12 protein-coding genes, 1 tRNA gene and 1 pseudogene are annotated in these 16,189 nt (G+C 70.9%); 8 read left to right on the top strand and 6 right to left on the bottom strand.

Going from position 1 to position 16,189, the window contains the following annotated elements; genetic code table 11:
* Nucleotides 1–4: 4 nt before the first annotated feature.
* Genes hslO through IEX99_RS18475 form a run of 3 tightly spaced genes read left to right on the top strand, consistent with a single transcriptional unit; the run spans nucleotide 5 to nucleotide 2,175 of the window.
* Entirely contained in the window at nucleotides 5–1,000 is a 996-nt protein-coding gene (gene hslO, locus IEX99_RS18485; RefSeq protein WP_188903012.1) for an Hsp33 family molecular chaperone HslO, read from the top strand.
* Between the two features lie 45 nt (nucleotides 1,001–1,045).
* Nucleotides 1,046–1,780, top strand: coding sequence for a hypothetical protein (locus IEX99_RS18480; protein WP_188903010.1), 735 nt, complete (start codon nucleotides 1,046–1,048; stop codon nucleotides 1,778–1,780).
* Between the two features lie 2 nt (nucleotides 1,781–1,782).
* A complete protein-coding gene (locus tag IEX99_RS18475) occupies nucleotides 1,783–2,175 on the top strand; it encodes a RidA family protein (RefSeq protein ID WP_188903008.1) in 393 nt (130 codons plus the stop codon).
* A gap of 451 nt (nucleotides 2,176–2,626) precedes the next feature.
* Here the strand turns inward: IEX99_RS18475 and IEX99_RS18470 are convergent, their stop codons facing one another.
* Complete coding sequence (locus tag IEX99_RS18470) at nucleotides 2,627–3,805, bottom strand: 4-hydroxybenzoate 3-monooxygenase (protein WP_188903006.1); 1,179 nt, start codon at nucleotides 3,803–3,805, stop codon at nucleotides 2,627–2,629.
* A gap of 203 nt (nucleotides 3,806–4,008) precedes the next feature.
* On the opposite strand from IEX99_RS18470, the gene IEX99_RS18465 reads away from it, so the two are divergent.
* Nucleotides 4,009–4,350 (top strand): NIPSNAP family protein, encoded by a 342-nt coding sequence (locus IEX99_RS18465; RefSeq protein WP_188903004.1) that lies wholly within the window; start codon nucleotides 4,009–4,011, stop codon nucleotides 4,348–4,350.
* A gap of 3 nt (nucleotides 4,351–4,353) precedes the next feature.
* Nucleotides 4,354–5,139 (top strand): glucose 1-dehydrogenase, encoded by a 786-nt coding sequence (locus IEX99_RS18460; protein WP_188903002.1) that lies wholly within the window; start codon nucleotides 4,354–4,356, stop codon nucleotides 5,137–5,139.
* Here IEX99_RS18460 and IEX99_RS22855 read toward each other — a convergent pair.
* Both IEX99_RS22855 and IEX99_RS22850 read right to left on the bottom strand, forming a co-directional pair.
* Nucleotides 5,064–5,423: a transposase gene (locus IEX99_RS22855; protein ID WP_373285229.1), complete on the bottom strand. Its 360-nt coding sequence runs from the start codon at nucleotides 5,421–5,423 to the stop codon at nucleotides 5,064–5,066. The two genes, IEX99_RS18460 and IEX99_RS22855, sit on opposite strands and share 76 nt — an antisense overlap.
* Nucleotides 5,317–5,928: a transposase gene (locus IEX99_RS22850; protein WP_188903000.1), complete on the bottom strand. Its 612-nt coding sequence runs from the start codon at nucleotides 5,926–5,928 to the stop codon at nucleotides 5,317–5,319. The genes IEX99_RS22855 and IEX99_RS22850 overlap by 107 nt, the downstream gene beginning before the upstream one ends.
* A 258-nt stretch (nucleotides 5,929–6,186) precedes the next feature.
* Here IEX99_RS22850 and IEX99_RS18450 point away from each other — a divergent pair.
* From IEX99_RS18450 to IEX99_RS18440, 3 genes are all read left to right on the top strand, one after another.
* Nucleotides 6,187–6,262: transfer RNA gene (locus IEX99_RS18450), tRNA-Glu, on the top strand.
* 395 nt (nucleotides 6,263–6,657) lie between these two features.
* A complete protein-coding gene (locus IEX99_RS18445; protein WP_141853587.1) occupies nucleotides 6,658–7,641 on the top strand; it encodes an AAA family ATPase in 984 nt (327 codons plus the stop codon).
* A 15-nt stretch (nucleotides 7,642–7,656) separates the two neighbouring features.
* Nucleotides 7,657–10,122, top strand: coding sequence for a S8 family peptidase (locus IEX99_RS18440; RefSeq protein WP_188902998.1), 2,466 nt, complete (start codon nucleotides 7,657–7,659; stop codon nucleotides 10,120–10,122).
* A gap of 182 nt (nucleotides 10,123–10,304) precedes the next feature.
* Here the strand turns inward: IEX99_RS18440 and IEX99_RS22570 are convergent, their stop codons facing one another.
* The 3 genes and pseudogenes from IEX99_RS22570 to IEX99_RS18430 all read right to left on the bottom strand — a co-directional run bounded on the left by IEX99_RS22570 (nucleotide 10,305) and on the right by IEX99_RS18430 (nucleotide 16,170).
* On the bottom strand, nucleotides 10,305–11,678 hold the full coding sequence (locus IEX99_RS22570; protein ID WP_229678134.1) for a modification methylase: 1,374 nt from the start codon (nucleotides 11,676–11,678) through the stop codon (nucleotides 10,305–10,307).
* Between the two features lie 116 nt (nucleotides 11,679–11,794).
* Nucleotides 11,795–12,607, bottom strand: a pseudogene (locus IEX99_RS22565) (DNA methyltransferase); the annotation flags it as partial.
* A 506-nt stretch (nucleotides 12,608–13,113) separates the two neighbouring features.
* The gene (locus tag IEX99_RS18430; RefSeq protein WP_161988358.1) at nucleotides 13,114–16,170 is read right to left on the bottom strand and encodes a BPTD_3080 family restriction endonuclease; all 3,057 of its coding nucleotides are present in this window, start codon (nucleotides 16,168–16,170) and stop codon (nucleotides 13,114–13,116) included.
* Nucleotides 16,171–16,189 lie beyond the last annotated feature (19 nt).

Here is a 16,189-nt window from a genome sequence, read left to right as displayed (position 1 = left end):
CATCGTGCCTCCTCCCGCCGACCGATCCACGTCCTCCGCCCTGCCGGCCTTCCTCGACCATGGCCGCCCGCCGGTGCCCGACCTCGTGGTGCCGCGCGGCGTGCTGCCCTTCCATCTCGAGGGGCAGCCCATCCGCGGACGGCTGGTCCGGCTCGGCCCGTTGGCCGAGGCGATCCTCAGCCGCCACGAGCACCCGCCCGTGGTCGCCACGCTGCTCGGCCAGGCGCTCGCGCTGGTCGCCGGGCTCGCGGCGGCGCTGAAGTTCAGCGGCAGCTTCTCGCTCCAGGCGCAGGGCAACGGGCCGGTGCCGGTGCTGCTGGCCGACTGCACCGACCAGGGCGCGCTGCGCGGCTATGTGCGCAGCCGCCCCGACCGCCTCGCCGCGCTGCTCGAGGCCGGCGAGGCGCCCGACGCCGCGGCGCTGCTCGGCAAGGGCCACCTCGCCTTCACCTGCGACCAGGGTCCGGACATGACCCGCTACCAGGGTCTCGTCGCGATCGAGGGCGCGACGCTGTCGCAGATGGCGGAGCACTACTTCGGCGCCTCCGCGCAGCTTCCGACCCACGTCCACCTCGCCGCGGCACGGGCGGGGGAGGACACCGCCTGGCGCGCCGGCGCCCTGTTCCTCGAGCGGATCGCCGTCGCCGGCCGGGGCGAACCCGACGCGGCGGCCGCGGGCGCGGAGGCCTGGCGCACGGCGCGCGCCCTCGCGGCGACGCTGACCGACGCCGAGCTCCTCGACGATTCCCTCCCGGGCCCCGCGCTGCTGCGGCGGCTCTTCGCCACCGAGGGCCGGGTGGTGCTCGACCGGGCGCGCAGCCTGTCCTACGGCTGCCGCTGCTCGCGCGCCCGGCTGGCCGGCATCCTGGAGCGCTTCCCGGAGGAGGACCTGGACCACATGGCCGAGGAGGACGGCGCGATCACCATGAACTGCGAGTTCTGCAACCTCGGCTTCCGCTTCGAGCGGAGCGAGCTCCAGGGTGGCGCCCGGCGCGGCTGAGTGGTTTGCTGCGCTTGCCCGCGCAACGGCCTGCCTGGGGGAGCGATGCCGACGCCGCCGCCGATCGAGCCCGGAGTTCCGCACGGGGCGCCACGCCTGCCGCGCCGCCGCATCCTGCTGGCCGGCGGGCTGTCCCCGCTGGTCGGCCTCGCGCCCGCGGGCTGCGCGGAGGACGGGTCGGCGCCGGCGGTCGCCTTCGGTCCGCCGCCGGGCTACGCGCACCTGACGCCGCTTCGCCTCAACGTCGCCGACATCGAGATCGGCCCGCCGCCGAGCGGCCCGGCCGGCGCGGTGATGGGGCCGGCCCCGATCATCCCGGCCGAGGCGATGGCGACCATGGCGCGCGATCGCCTCGTTCCCGCCGGATCGAGCGGCGTCGCGCGCTTCACCATCCAGGAGGCGTCCCTGGTCCGCAACGACCTGCCCGGCGGGATGTTCGCCCGCGGCGGCGAGCGGCTGGTCTGCGCGCTCCGCTGCCGGCTCGACCTCTTCGCCGGCGAGGGCGGCGGCACCGGCTTCGTCGAGGCGCAGGCGCGCCGGGTGCTGACCGCGCCCGGTCCGACCAGCCCCGAGCGCAGGTCGGCCGCGGCGGACCGCGTGGTGCGGGCGGCCATGGACGCGATGAACGTCGAGCTGGAGTATCAGATCCGGCGCAACCTGCGCGGCTGGCTGCTGGCGTCGCCGCCGCCCGGCGTGGCGCCGCCGCCGGGCGCGGGCGGCCTAGGCGGGCCGGAAGAGGTGCTGCGCGAGGACCTGCCGCGCCAGATGGGAGGGCGATGACGATGGCGACGATCCGGTTCGGCAATCCCGAGGGCGTCCATTCCACCGGCGGGCGCTACGCGCACGCGGCGCTGATCGAGGGCGGGCCCGCGCGGCGGCTCGTGGTCTCCGGCCAGGTCGGGCTGAAGCCCGACGGCAGCCTCGCCGAGGGCGGCGAGGCGCAGGTCGAGCAGGCGCTCGCGAACCTCGGCACGGTGCTGCGCGCGCACGGCATGGCACCCTCGGACGTGGTGAAGGTGACGGTGTTCCTCACCGAGCGGGCGCTGATCGGCGCCTGGCGCGAGCAGCGCGCCGCCTTCTTCGGCGCGCACGTGCCGGCGAGCACGCTGCTCCTCGTCGCGGGCCTCGCCGATCCTCGCTTCCTGGTCGAGGTGGAGGCCGAGGCGGTCCAGTAGGCCGGGACGGACCAGCCGCGAGGGCTGCGTTCCGCGGGAAACCGCGGCAGGCGGAGCCGCGCTGCGCCGGGCAGGGGGACGAGCCATGCCCCGAACCCTGCCGGGCGCGCGACGCTGGTCGCGCTCGCCCTGGCCGGCCTCGGCGCCTGCGCGGCGGTCAGCGAGCAGCCGGCCTACTACCCGCCGATGGCGGCGACGGCGCCGGGCTACCACGCGCCACGCCGACGGGACGCCATGGCGCGCCCGACTACGTCGCCTCCGCGGCCGCGGGCGACACCTGCTGCCGGGGGGCGCTGGCCGCGGTGCGCCAGTCCGAGGCGGAGGCCGCCCATACCGGCTCGCCGCCCCGATCGCGCGGCCGGAGCGCGCGCCTTCGCCAGCCGCGACTGCTGAACCGGGCCGCCCGCCGGGCGCGGACCTCCGTCCGGTCTGCCCGGCTTCGCCGCATCGGTCACTCGCCGAGCGGCAGGCCGACGTAGTTCTGCGCCAGCAGCGTCGCCCCGGCGACGGTGCCGGTCACCAGCTCCAGCTCGGCGAGCTGGCGCCGGTCGTCGAACGCGCTCGCGCCCTCGAAGCGGTGCAGCATCGAGGTCATCCACCAGGAGAAGTGCTGCGCCCGCCACACGCGCCGGAGCGCCGCCGCCGAATAGCCGTCCAGCAGCGCGCTCGAGCCCGTCGCGTAGAAGGCGCCGAGCGCGCGGTCGAGCAGGAAGACGTCGTTGACCGCGAGGTTGAGGCCCTTCGCCCCGGTCGGCGGCACGACATGCGCCGCGTCGCCGGCGAGGAACAGGCGGCCGTGGCGCATCGGCTCGCAGACGAAGCTGCGCATGGCGACGATGTTCTTCTGGAAGATCGGCCCCTCCTTCAGCCGGAACCCCTCGGCCTCGGTGCGCGCCCGCAGCTCCGCCCAGATCCGGTCGTCCGGCCAGTTGTCCACCGCATCCTCCGGGTCGCACTGCAGGTACATGCGCTGCACCTCCGGCGAGCGGGTGCTGATCAGGGCGAAGCCGCGCTCGTGCCGGGCGTAGATCAGCTCCTCCGAGGAGGGCGGCGCCTGGCAGAGGATGCCGAGCCAGCCGAAGGGGTAGGTGCGCTGGTACTCGCGGCGCGCGCCCTCCGGGATGGCGGCGCGGCAGACGCCCCAGAAGCCGTCGCAGCCGGCGACGAAGTCGCAGGCGAGCTCGCCCTCCGCCCCGTCCGGCCCGACATGGCGGATCACCGGGCGCGGGCCGTCGAGGCCGTCGAGGCCCGTGACCCGCGTCCCGAAGCGGATGTCGCCGCCGGCGGCGAGGCGGGCCGCGATCAGGTCCTTCAGCACCTCGTGCTGGGCATAGACGGTGATCGCGCGCCCGCCCGTCAGGGCGTGGAAGTCGATCCGGTGGCCGCGGCGGTCGAAGCGCAGCTCGGTGCCGCGATGGACGAAGCCCTCGCGCCGGAGGCGGTCGCCGAGGCCGGTCTCGACCATCAGGTCCACCGTGCCCTGCTCCAGCACGCCGGCGCGGATCGTGCCCTCGACGGTCTCGCGCGCGCGCGATTCGAGGACGACCGACCCGATGCCGCGCCGATGGAGCAGGTGGGAGAGCATCAGCCCCGCCGGCCCGGCTCCGACGATTCCAACCTGGGTGCGCATCGCGATCTCGGCTCCCTCGCGGGCGGCTCGGCGGCGGCGGGAGCCCGGCCGGCGCGCCGGCGCCGGGCGATCCCGCCCGCCGCTTATAGGACATCCGCCCGCCGACCGGACCCGCCATTTCCCCCCTGGTCGGGCGCCCTCCGCCGCCACAGGCTGGCGGGCCGCCTCCGCGCGCGGCGCGGAGGGAGAGGGAGGGACGACGGATGCGCCACGACAAGGCCCTGATGGACCTGCGGATCTACCCCATCCGCCCGCGCGGCACGGCGGCATGCCCGGGGCTGTTCGACGCGCCGGCGATGCCGGTGCGGCGCCGCCACATCGGCCCGCCGCTCGCCCGCTTCGTCGGCGAGCACGGGCCGCTGGACCGGCTGGCGCACCTCCGGGCCCGCCACAGCCTGGCCGGCATGGAGGCGCGCCGCGCCGCGCGCAACGCCGATCCGGACCGGGCGACCTGCCGGAACGCCTCGGCGCATCCGGTGGTGGCGCGGGGGAACCGGATCCGCCGCCGCGCCGGTCTGCCCAGCCCGCGGCAGGGGAGGGCGTGAGCCATGGCCGGGACGACCTCGGACACGCCCCGCGTCGCGCTCGTCACGGGCGGCGCCGACGGCATCGGCTGGGCGATCGCGCGGCGCTTCGCCGCCGGGGGATTCCGCGTGGCGATCGCGGATTTGCGCGGCGACGCGGCGGCCGCCCGCGCGCGCGAGCTCGGCGAAGGGCACCTCGCCCTCGCGGCCGACGTCGCGGTGGAGGCGGAGGCCTGCGCGATGGTGGCGCAAACCGCGGAGCGCCTCGGCCGGCTCGACGTGCTGGTCAACAACGCGGGCGTCGCCGACAGCCTGCAGCCGACGCTGGAGCAGAGCGCGGCGCATTTCGGCCGGCTGCTCGACATCCACCTCAAGGGCAGCTTCGTCGCCTCGCGCGAGGCGGCGCGCGTGATGCTGCGGCAGGGCGAGGGCGGGGCGATCGTCAACCTCGCCTCGATCGCGGCGCTGACCGGCCTGCCGCGGCGCAACGCCTACGGCGCGGCGAAGGCCGGCATCGTGGCGATGACGCGGTCCATGGCCGCCGAATGGGGGCGCCGCGGCATCCGCGTCAACGCCATCGCCCCCGGCTACGTCCGCACCGCGCTGATCGAGGCGCTGGAGCGCGCGGGCAAGGTGGACACGAGGGCGCTGGAGCGGCGCGCGCCGCTCGGCCGCCTCGCGCGGCCGGAGGAGATCGCGGAGGCGGCGTGGTTCCTCGCCTCGCCGCAGGCGAGCTACGTCACCGGCACGGTGCTCACCGTGGACGGCGGCTGGATGGCCCTCGGCACGGCGGGCGACGCGCCGGAGTGAGGAGCGCCGTGCGCCGGGGGCTTGCGGGGTGCGTGCCTGGGCGTCTGAAGCGGCAGGGCGCGTTTCGCCCGGTCGCGTCCCATCGCATGGTGTAGGAGCGCGATGGCCCTCGCCGGATTGGGCTGCCGGGTCAGGCGGGCACGGCCGAATTCCTTCGTCACCGCGGCCTTCAGGCCCTCATGGGCGTCGGAAACCACCAGCTTCGCGCCTGCCAGGCGGCGCCGCCTCGGGCTGCGCAGGCAGTCCGGCCATAACGGCTCCGCTTCGGAATTGCCGACCGCCACGCCGGGTACCTCGCGCCGGCCGTCGGTATTTACGACGACCGCGATGGCCCCCTTGGAACGATCCGCCCGGTCTCGCGGGCCTTGGCGCAGGTGGCGCCGAGCCAGGGTGCGGCCGATCGCCCCCGATGGGCCGGGCGAGAAGGCCGCCGGCGCACCCGCCGATCCCGGCACAGAGGCGCGAGACCTGGCTGCAGCTGATGCCCTCCATGCCCATGGCACGCACCAGCTCGTCCACCGGGACCGGGCGGGTGGAGATGCCCTGGACATGGGCCTTCCCGATCACCGCCGTCAGCGCCTTCGCGGCGGTCCTGCGGGCCTCCGGGGAGGCCGGGGAGCAGGAGCCGCGCCGGCGCCCGGGGATCCGCGGCTCGCCCGTGCCGGCGCGGGCCTGCCGGTCGCGCTCCCGCTCGCCGTTGCGCAGCCCCGGGCGGTCGGGGCCGCGCCCGCTAGGAGCGGCGCCGGTCATGTCGCGGAGGAGGGTCGCATCGAAGCCCTTCTCCGCCATCTCGCGAAGGCGATCCCGTCGCCGGTCGTCGTGGCCGAGCCACGGTCCCGAGCCGCAGGTCGCGACAACCCAACCCTGCCGAGGATCACCGCGGTGGCCGCCCGGGCCGGCCGCACCACCAGACGCGACGCGACCCACTCCGGCTGGTCGGGCGACTTCGCCCGCTCTGTTCCCGGCCAAATGCGATAGCCGCGGAAAGATTCGGGAGGGCGCTTGATCCGCCTGAGCGGACGGGATAGGAAGCAGCCGCATTTCAACGTCCCCTTCGTCTAGAGGCCTAGGACACCGCCCTCTCACGGCGGCAACACGGGTTCGAATCCCGTAGGGGACACCATTCCTTCCTACAAACTCGCTCTCCGGTTGGGTGGCCGGCGCCTGGAACCACAGGTTGCGCCAGGGTTGGCGCGTGAACCTTGGGAGCGCCGGGGGCGGAGCGGGCCGGAATTCCCTCTCTAGACGGCGCGTTCTCTCCGAACCTCGGGACTTGGCCGATTTAGTCTACAAGCTCATAAACTGCGAAAATTCAAGGACTTGTAAGGGGCTCCTGGCCGACGTGGTTCGCGCTTTACGCGCCCCACCATAAGCTCCAGGGGGCGAACTTTTCATGGCCGACCCCAGGCAGGCCACGCACCTCTCAGTGGCCCATTTGGATTTAGGCCGATACAAGGTCCCCTACACCATCTAGAATCTTCCGCCCGCGTTAGGAGGGAGACTGCACCGGAAGCCGCCATGAGCACGTCCCGCCACATCGTCGCCCTGCTGCAGAGCCACATCGCCGGAGATGAGGACCGCTTCCTCTCCGTGGCAACGCAGCTTGCTGCGCACGAGGCGCGGCAGGGACACGGTAAGCTCGCCCAGGAGCTGCGGGAGTTGATCGACAGCGCGAAGGGCAAGCGAGCGACCGTGGCTCGCCGGGGTGCCGGCCCTGTGCCAATCGCCCAGCCCAAGGGCGAGATCGCGGGCTTTCTCGCTGCTCGCTACTCGGACGTTAGACTCTCCAGCATGGTACTGACCCCCGACCTGGAGGCTCGGCTGACCAGGGTGCTCCGGGAACAACGTCAGCAGGAACGGCTGCGCGCGCACGGCCTAGCACCACGCCGCAAGCTGCTCCTGGTCGGACCGCCGGGATCTGGGAAGACCATGACTGCCGCCGCTCTCGCGGGCGAGCTGAAGCTGCCGCTGTTCACCGTCCTTTACGATGGGTTGATCGGCAAGATGATGGGCGAGACGGCGGCGAGACTGCGCCTCATTTTCGACGCGATCGCCGTCCAGCGAGGCGTCTACCTCTTCGACGAGTTTGACGCGCTCGGGGCGCAGCGCGCCGGCCCGAACGACGTCGGCGAGATTCGGCGCGTCTTGAACTCGTTCCTCCAATTCCTGGAAGACGACGATGGGCCGAGCCTGATCGTCGCAGCCACGAACCATCCTGAGCTGCTCGACAAGGCCCTGTTCCGGCGCTTCGACGACGTCATCCCGTATGCTCTGCCGGGACCGGAGGTCGCGCGGGGCATCCTCGATGCGCATTTGGCTGCCTTTGAGCCGGTGAACATAGACTGGCCGAGCGTGCTGGAGGCGGCGGCGGGGCTGTCCCAGGCGGAACTCGCCCGTGCGGCCGATGAGGCGGCAAAGGCGGCTGTTCTGGGCGAGCACGACGGGGTAACAACAACGGCACTGCTCTCAGCCCTCGCCGAGAGGAAAGCTGCGGCCTTGTAGGTGTCGTCCACGCCCATGACTGACCTCCCGCGCGACCGCCCGCACCTCCACATCGAGGGCGGCGGCCAGAGCGAAACATACACTTCTCCTCGGACAGTGAGGCAGGGTCTGCCGCCGGCACGCGCGCGTGCCGCGCACGCGGCGCGCCTCGAGCGGGCGATCGGGACGGCCCTCGCCGAGGGGCGTCGGCGCATAGCTGCGCGCGAGACGAGCATCGCCGAGGGCGAGCCGGGCTTCTACCTGGAATTCGATATACCCGTTGCCGAGCGCGCGGCGGTCGAGGGCCTGGAGAACAAGCCGAAGGCTATTGAGCTGGTCGCCGTTCGACCGCCGGCCGAGGGCGACGAGATGGTCACGGCGACGGTGTTCGTACCCGAGCGCTCGGCCGACTTCTTCGTCAAGAAGATCGAGGCCTACCGCGACGAGGACACCAAGAAGGGGCGGCCCAAGAACCAGAACCTGATTGCCCGCATCGAGGACGTGCGCCTGGGCGCGGTGCGTTCGCTCTTCACCGACAGCATGGAGTTGTTCCCGGCCGGGGGACGCCAAACCTGGTGGGAGGTTTGGCTGCGGGACGGGCGGCTCGCCACCTTCCAGAGGGTCGCAGCGCGGCTCAGCGTGGCGCTGAAGGAACACGCCATCAGCTTTCCCGAGCGCGACGTGGTCATCGCCCTGGCCGACGAGGCCACGATGGCGCGGCTGATCGAGAACTCGGATGCCGTCGCCGAGCTGCGTATCGCAAAGGACACGCCGACGCTGTTCCAGGAGATGCACCCGGTGGAGCAGGCGGACTGGGCGCGTGACCTGGCCGGGCGCGTGATACCCCCATCTGTGCTCGCGCCCGTTGTGTGCCTGCTCGACAGCGGTGCCACGCAGGCGCACCCGCTGATCGCGCCGGGCCTCGATCCTGTGGACCAGCATGCCTATGACGACGCCTGGGGCGTCGGCGACAGCGCATACTGGAACGGGCACGGCACGGCAATGGCAGGGGTCGCCCTCTATGGCGACCTGGAGGCTGCGCTCGCCAATGGCGGGGCTGTCGAGCTCGGCCACGGGCTGGAGACGGTCAAGATCCTGCCGCCTGCCGGTCAGAACGACCCAGACCTGTACGGCGCGATCACCGCCCTGAGCATTGGCAAGGCCGAGGCCAAGGCGCCTCGCCGGCGGCGGGTCTTCTGCATGGCCGTCACGAGCGAGGTCGGCTTGGGGCGCGGGCGGCCGTCCTCCTGGTCGGCGGCGGTCGACCAGCTCTGCTATGGCGGGGGCGACCGACGGCGTCTGATGGTGCTCGCGGCAGGCAACCTGCGCGGCGACATCAACGCGGGTGAGTATCCAGACCGCAATGACCTCGAGGAGGCGGAGAATCCGGCACAGGCATGGAATCCGCTCGTCGTTGGCGCCTACACGGACAAGATCACGATCACGCAGCAGGACTACGCCGGCTGGGAGGCCTTGGCGCCGGCTGGCGACCTGTCGCCGTCGAGCCGCACCTCCGGCATCTGGGACCGCCAGTGGCCGATCCGGCCGGACGTCGTGTTCGAGGGCTGGAACTGCGCCCACGATGGCGTCAACCCCGCGGTGGCGATCGACGACCTGCAGCTCCTGACCACCCACTACCGACCAAACAGGCGCCTGTTCCAGGAGTTTGGCGACACGAGCGCGGCCTCCGCCCTCGGGGCCCATCTTGCAGCCGGCATCATGACGGCACGGCCGGAGCTCTGGCCCGAGACCGTGCGCGGCCTCGTCGTCCATTCGGCGGAATGGACCCCGGCGATGCGCGCACGATTCGAGGCCGCCGGCTCACAGCAGCAGAAGCTCGCCATGCTGCGGCGCTATGGATGGGGCGTACCGGACCTCGGCCGTGCGCTACTCAGTGCCTCGAACGACGCCACGTTGATGGTGGAGGATGCCCTCCTGCCATTCCGCAAGGATGGGTCGACCATCAAGACGCGCGACATGCACCTCCATCAGCTGCCCTGGCCCCGCGAGGAGCTCCTCGCGCTTGGCGAGCAGGATGTCGAGCTGCGGGTGACACTCTCCTATTTTATCGAACCGAATCCCGGCGAGCGCGGTTGGACACGCCGGCACCGCTACGCATCCCATAGCCTTCGCTTCGCGGTGAAGCGGTCACTCGAGAGCCTCTCCGCATTCCGGCAGAGGATCAACAAGGCTGCCCTCGCCGAAGAGTCTGGGGAGGCACGCGGATCCGGTGGAGGCGATGGTTGGCTCCTGGGCACGATCCGCGATCGTGGATCCATCCATTCTGATATTTGGCGAGGTAGTGCCGCTGCGCTCGCCGAGCGTGACGCGATTGGCGTGTTCCCGATTAGCGGCTGGTGGAAGGAAAAGCCGGGGTTGCAGCGCTGGGACCGCTCGGTCCGCTACTCGCTCCTGATCTCGATCCGCGCTCCGGCTGCCGAAACCGATATCTACACCGCCATAGCCAACCAAATCGCAGTGGCAGTCCCGATATCATCGTAGCTCTCTGGCCGCGGCCGCAGTGAAAGTGGCAGCAGGCACGATCTCGCAGCGCCAATGGCAGCCGCTCGGCGCCATGTAGGGCATCACGCGCACGCGCTGGTAACCGCGCTTGTGCAGATCCCCAACCATGGCGAGGACCCGTACCGAGCGCCGGAGCGGATCCGGGTGCTGGACGGGCGCTTTCATCCCACCTTGAACACCCGCATCGCCTCGTCGCCATAGTGGTTGATCACCTTCACGGCGATGCGCCCTGACTTTGGCGCCGGGAAGGGGCGGCTCTCCTTGGCGTAGAGGGTGGACCAGGCGGCCTCGTCCACCTCGGCCTTGAGCGCGGTCTTCAGCTTCTCGAAGGGGTCCTTGCCGCCGAGGAAGTAGGCCTGGCGGACGAAGAAGCTGTCGCCGTCGTAGTCGGTGTCCACGAACCAGCAGGCAACATCCTCCTCCACCTTGCCGGAGGAGCGGACCTCGCCCGTGGTCGGGTCGAAGATATCCACGCCGCGCAGGCGCACGATGCAGGCGCCGTCCTTGGTGCGGTCGAGGGCGATGTCCGGCTCACCGAACACCACGAACAGGTTGCCGCCGCCGGCCTTGTAGGCGTCCGCCGCGTGCAGCTCCTGGCTCATGCGCGCCTTCAGCACCGTCAGGCGGCCGAGATTCATGGTGGTCTCGCCCACCTGCGGGTCGAAGGCGAAGCCGCAGACCACCAGGGCATCGGCCCAGTCGCGGCACTCCCGCGCCGCCTCCCGCACCAGCTCCTGGCCGACCGTGCCGTATTCGGGGCCGATGACAATGGCGGCGCGGCGCTGCTGGCCGGCTTCCTCGTAGGTGGCCTCGGCGGCGACGTGGCCCTTGCCGGGCCAGGGGCGGATGGTGGCGAAGGTCAGGCGCTCGTTCTTCTTGGTGTTCTGCACACCGGCCTTGGCCAGGTTGTCCAGCACGGCGGTGACGAAGTCGTCGCCGGTGCTGGCGGTGGCTTCGGAGTTGGGCCGCAGCCGGCGGCGGGGCGGCGGAGCCTCGCCGGCCTCGGCGGCCAGCGCCTCCACCACCGCCTCGTCCTCCTCGTCGGCGGGGAGCACGCGGTGAGGGGAGAGGCTCTCCACCGTGAAGGGGCCGGTGACGCGGACGGCGCCCTTCTTCGGATAGGGGCGGTCGTGCAGGAATTCGACCTCGGCGTTGCGGGCGATGGAGGCGTCCATCTCCGCCTGCCGCTCGCGCCGTGCCTGCCAGAAGGCGGCATGCGCCTCCCGTGCCGGGGCCGGGGCATCCTCCGGCAGACTGCGGGGCACCTGCCATTCCTCATGGGCTGTGCCGAGGACAGCGTTCAGCGCGGCGCGGGCGGCGTCGAGCTTCGGCTGCCACTTCTCGTGGATGACGTCGATTTCGGCGTTGCTGGCGATGGACTTCAGCGTGACGTGCGGCACCCGCTCCAGCACGAAGCCCTGGCGGATGTCGCCGTGGAACGGCCCTTCCTCGGGCGGACGGCCGGTGATCTCGGCCTCCTTCGCCGCGCCCTCCCTACTATCGCGCAGCAGATAGGCCGGGTGGCGCGCAGCCATAAGGCGCGTGCGGGCGAGGGCCAGAGCAACGCGCGAGGTGTCGATGGTGATCCAGCGACGCCCGAATTGCTCAGCGACGAAAGCGGTGGTGCCGGAGCCGCAGGCGGGTCGAGGACGAGATCACCGGGGTCTGTGGTCATCAGAATACAGCGTTGAACCACCTGTTCGGCTGTCTGAACCACGTAGACCTTGTCGCGAGCACCGCCAACGTCATTCCAAACATGTCCGAGAAGCCTAACGGGATAGTCGTCCCAGAAAAACTTCATGCGGATCATGCGATCCTGCCGCACGATACGACCTGCACGAGCAGCGCGAGCTAGCTCTGGTGTCGTCACTCCCCAATGCCGGTTTGCGCCAGGGTGGAACACTTGGCCCTCAAACTCGAAATCGACGGTCGTGGTCTCTCGGAAGCCATCGGAAGTAAGGGGATATGCAGACCAGTCATCACGGTCGATTGAGTTGAGGCCCTTGCCCGCAATCTCTGGCTTGCCGTCGCGGGGCAAGAAAAGCTTGCGAAACTTCGAGGCTGCCGCAGTCCGATTTCGGGCATACCAAACGATGACATCAGAGTTTGCTTGGATGAACTCGCCTGTTTGGCTTCCAGTCTTCTGAATCAGAATATCGCAAATGTGATTCTCGTATCCAAATACCTCTGCCAAGAGCAATCTGATCAGCGGACTATTCTCAATGCCAATCTGGATAAAAATGCTTCCGCTGTCCGTTAGAAGCTCGCGTGCGACTATCAGGCGGTCGCGTAAATAGGCGAGATAGCTGTGAATACCATCCTTCCACGTGTCACGGAACGCCTTGATCTGCTCCGGCTCGCGGCTCAGTCCCTTCTCGGATCGGTCCTCAGCTTTTGGCTCTTTGGTGCTCGGCTGCCAGTTGCTGGCGAAGCGGATGCCATAGGGCGGGTCCAGGTAGATCATCTGCACCTGCCCGCGGAGGCCTTCCTTCTCCGCCAGGCTGTTCATCACCAGCAGGCTGTCGCCCAGAATCATCCGGTTCGACCAGTTCTCCGCATGGGCGTAGAACTCCAAGCGCGTCTCCGGATCCTCGATCCGGTCGAAGCCGCCGAACAGGTCTGCCTGCGGCGCCGTGCCCTTTCGGCTCTGCCGCTGCAGGTCGCGGATCAACGCCTCCGGCAGCACCTTTTCCTGGATGTAGATCGGTACCGTGGGTACCGCGAGCGCCTCGGCGTCCTGCGCGTCCTTCCCGCGCCAGACGAGCTGCGGGTCGAGGTCCGGGTTGCGCGGGTAGAGCATCAGCCGCGCCCGCGCCTCCTCCTCCGCCATCAGGGAGGAGGTCTCGGCGGTGGGGATGTTGCGGCGGGTGACGTCGGCGGGGTGGCGCAGCGTCTCCACCTCGGTCGTCGCGGCGGAGGCACCGTTCCCGGTAGTCTTCTTCGCAGGCGGCATGGCGTGATGGTCCCGGGTCAGGCGGCGGTCAGGGCAAGGGGCGCCGCTTGGTGCGGCTTGCCAGCGAGGTGGCGGCGGATGGCCTCCGCGACGTCATAGGGGCCGTCGAGCCGCAGGAAGTCCCAGCGGCCGTAGCGGCCGGTGCCGTTCACCGCCGGCACCCAGAGCCGGGCCATGGTGTCGTGCTTGGCGTCGTCCTGCGCATCGCGCTCGCCCTTCACCTCCAGCACCAGGTGCAGCGGGTCGTCGGGGCCGGCGCCGTCGTCCAGCACGGCGATGAAGTCGGGGCGGTAGAGGTGCTCCGCCCCGCCATGCTCATAGGGCACCTCGAAGCCCAGCCGGTCGTTCTTCACGTAGCGCAGCACCTCGGGCATGGACTCCAGCGCCTGGGCGCAGGCCGCCTCCCAGTCGCCGTCGCAGACCACCAGGTTCACCTGGCACTTGGCCGGGTCGGTCTGCCAGAAGTTGGTCTTGGTCGTGGTGAAGGCGACGTGCCGGCTGCTCCCCGTCTCGTTGTAGGGGTCCATGATGGGGCGCAGCGTGCCGGCGCCCTCCTCGTGCTCCACGCAGGCGCGGTAGATGCGCTCGGCCGCCTTGTCGCCCACGTCGCGCCACAGCAGATAGGCGGGGAAGGTGCCGCCCACGCAGGTCAGGCACTCCTCTATCCAGCGCCGGGTGATGGCCAGCAGCGAGGGGAAAAGCCAGGGCTTGCGGTTGCCCTCCTGGTCCTTGAACCAGCGTTCCAGCGTGTAGCCGGCCAGGTGGAAGGCAACGGTGGCGGGGCGCGTCTCCGCCAGCTCCTCCAGGCTCAGCTTGATGTTCTCGCCCACGAAGGGGGCGTTGATGGCGTCCGGCGGCGCCATGTCCGGCGTGATCTGCAACCGGCTCTCCGGCGTGAAAGTCGCCCGCAGCCGGCCAGGCGGCAGCACGACGCGGTAGCCGAGGACGCGGGGGAAGGTGATCTCCAGCGCCTCGCGCTCCGGCAGCACGGCGTGCACGCGGGTGGTGGGCTTGGGCGGCTTGTAGTCGGCCGCCGAGTTGGCGGGAACGAAGGAGAAGGGGATGCCGAGGACGTCCGCGTACTCGGCCTCGAACATCCCGTTGCCCTGCTCGTCCTGACCGACCGGGTCGTAGGAGACGCGGCGCAGGGCCCGGCCGATCACCTGCTCGCACAGGAGCTGGGTGCCGAAGGCGCGCACGCCGAGCACATGGGTGACGGTCCGCGCGTCCCAGCCCTCGGTCAGCATGGAGACGGAGACGACGCAGCGGATCTGCTCGCCGAGGCGGCCCTGCTGGCCGACGGTGTTCATCACCTCGCGCAGCAGGTCGCTGTCGCTGAGGGATTCCGCTTCCGCGTGGCGGCCGCGGGCGCGCAGCTCGCGCTTGAAGGCCTCGATCTCCGGCGCCGCCAGCTTGCGGAAGCTCTCCGAGAGGGCCTCGCCGCTCTCCAGCTCCTCGCTGTCGATCAGGATGGTCCGGGCGCGGGCGGCCATGCGGCGCTGGCCCGGGCCGCCGTCCTCGACATTGGAGAGGAGCGGCAGCTTGCCGGGGACCAGAACCGTGCGCTCGGTGCCGTCCGGCGCCTTCTCGGTCTTCTCGTAGCCGGCGATCCAATCGAAGACGAGCTTCGAGGTCGCGGTGTTGTTGCAGACCACGATGAAGACCGGGGGCGTCGGTCCGCCCTTCGCCTGCCAGTTGGCGAAGACCTTGGCGTAATGGCCGTAGAGGGCCTGCAGGGCGCCGACGAGCTGGCTCGGCAGATCCTCGGGGTCCAGCGCCTTGGCCTGCTTGCCGCGCCCGGCCTTGGGCAGCCGGTCGCGGACGTGCTTGTAGACGTGGCGGTAGATCGGCTCGTCGGCGCCGGCCAGGTCCTGCACCGGCACGCGCGGCACCTTCACGATGCCGCACTCGATGGCGTCGATCAGGGAGAAGTCGGAGACCACCCAGGGGAAGAGCATCCCCTCCGGGTAGCCGGAGCCGCGCAGGAAGAAGGGCGTGGCCGAGAGGTCGTAGACCGTGACCGGGTGCTTCACCACGCGCTGCAGCGCCTCGATGCCGCTGATCCAGAGGCGCGCGGCGGCGTTGTTCTTCTTCGCCTCGGCCTTGCCCTCGGCGTCCAGCTTCGGCGCGCCGGGGCCATCCTCCGCCCCGACCTTCTCGCGGTAGCAGTGGTGGGCCTCGTCGTTCAGCACGATGATGCGCCGGCGCCCGAGCAGCGCGCCGCAGACGCGCTGGACCATCTGGCCCTCGGTCTCCAGCGTCTCCACCGGCCCTTCCCGGCCGCCGAGGATGGCCTTGGCCAGCTTCGGCGCTTCCATCGTCTCCCGCCGCTGGAAGGCGTGGTAGTTGGTGATGACGATCCGGGCCCGCTGGAGGTCGTCGCGCATCTCGCGCGGCACGATGTCGTGCAGCGTGTAGGTGTTGTTCGGATCGGAAGGCAGCAGCACGCGCAGCCGGTCGCGCACGGTGATGCCGGGCGCCACGATCAGGAAGGCGTCGGTGAAGCGGGTGGAGTTGCGGGCGCGGGCGGCATTCAGGGTCTGCCAAGCGATCAGCATCGCCATCACGGTCGTCTTGCCGGCGCCGGTCGCCAGCTTGAAGGCGATGCGCAGGAGGTCGGGATTGGCCTCGGCGCTGAGCGCGCGCAGCCGGTCGAGCTCCTGCTTCGGGGCGACCTCGGTGAGCCAGATCGCGGTCTCGACCGCCTCGACCTGGCAGAAGAAGAGGCGCCGCTGCCGCGTGGGGTCGCGCCAGTGCTGCAGAAGGCGGGCGGTGACCGGGGTGACGGTGGAGCGGAGGCCGGCCTCGCCGAGGGAGCGCCAGGCGGCGACCTTCGACCGCACCTCGTTGATGTAATCGTTCGGCTTGCGCTGGCCGAAGTTGTCCTCGAGGTCGAGGCTGCCCTGCGCCTTCAGCTTGTGCTTGGGCGGGGGGACCGGGACGACGAACTCGCTCCGGCGCCGGCCTTCCGCCGGGAAGCCGGTGGGGATGCCATTCTCGTCGAGCACCCAATGGCGGGTCGGCTCGGCGAAGGGGCTGTTGAGGATGGGGTTGTCGATGACTGTCGTGGGCACATTACGATAATGCCACGCT

Source organism: Caldovatus sediminis, assembly GCF_014644455.1.
Classification (GTDB): domain Bacteria; phylum Pseudomonadota; class Alphaproteobacteria; order Acetobacterales; family Acetobacteraceae; genus Caldovatus; species Caldovatus sediminis.
The sequence above is the reverse complement of the archived record's forward strand: the minus strand, read 5'-3'. Positions and strand labels throughout refer to the sequence as shown.

Excerpts from the sequence above, each read along its gene's own strand:
- IEX99_RS18480 (WP_188903010.1), top strand. The coding sequence starts at position 1,046 with ATGCCGACGCCGCCGCCGATCGAGCCCGGAGTTCCGCACGGGGCGCCA.
- IEX99_RS18475 (WP_188903008.1), top strand. The coding sequence starts at position 1,783 with ATGGCGACGATCCGGTTCGGCAATCCCGAGGGCGTCCATTCCACCGGC.
- IEX99_RS18470 (WP_188903006.1), bottom strand. The coding sequence starts at position 3,805 with ATGCGCACCCAGGTTGGAATCGTCGGAGCCGGGCCGGCGGGGCTGATG.
- IEX99_RS18465 (WP_188903004.1), top strand. The coding sequence starts at position 4,009 with ATGCGCCACGACAAGGCCCTGATGGACCTGCGGATCTACCCCATCCGC.
- IEX99_RS18460 (WP_188903002.1), top strand. The coding sequence starts at position 4,354 with ATGGCCGGGACGACCTCGGACACGCCCCGCGTCGCGCTCGTCACGGGC.
- IEX99_RS22850 (WP_188903000.1), bottom strand. The coding sequence starts at position 5,928 with ATGGCGGAGAAGGGCTTCGATGCGACCCTCCTCCGCGACATGACCGGC.
- IEX99_RS18445 (WP_141853587.1), top strand. The coding sequence starts at position 6,658 with ATGAGCACGTCCCGCCACATCGTCGCCCTGCTGCAGAGCCACATCGCC.
- IEX99_RS18440 (WP_188902998.1), top strand. The coding sequence starts at position 7,657 with ATGACTGACCTCCCGCGCGACCGCCCGCACCTCCACATCGAGGGCGGC.
- IEX99_RS22570 (WP_229678134.1), bottom strand. The coding sequence starts at position 11,678 with ATGGCTGCGCGCCACCCGGCCTATCTGCTGCGCGATAGTAGGGAGGGC.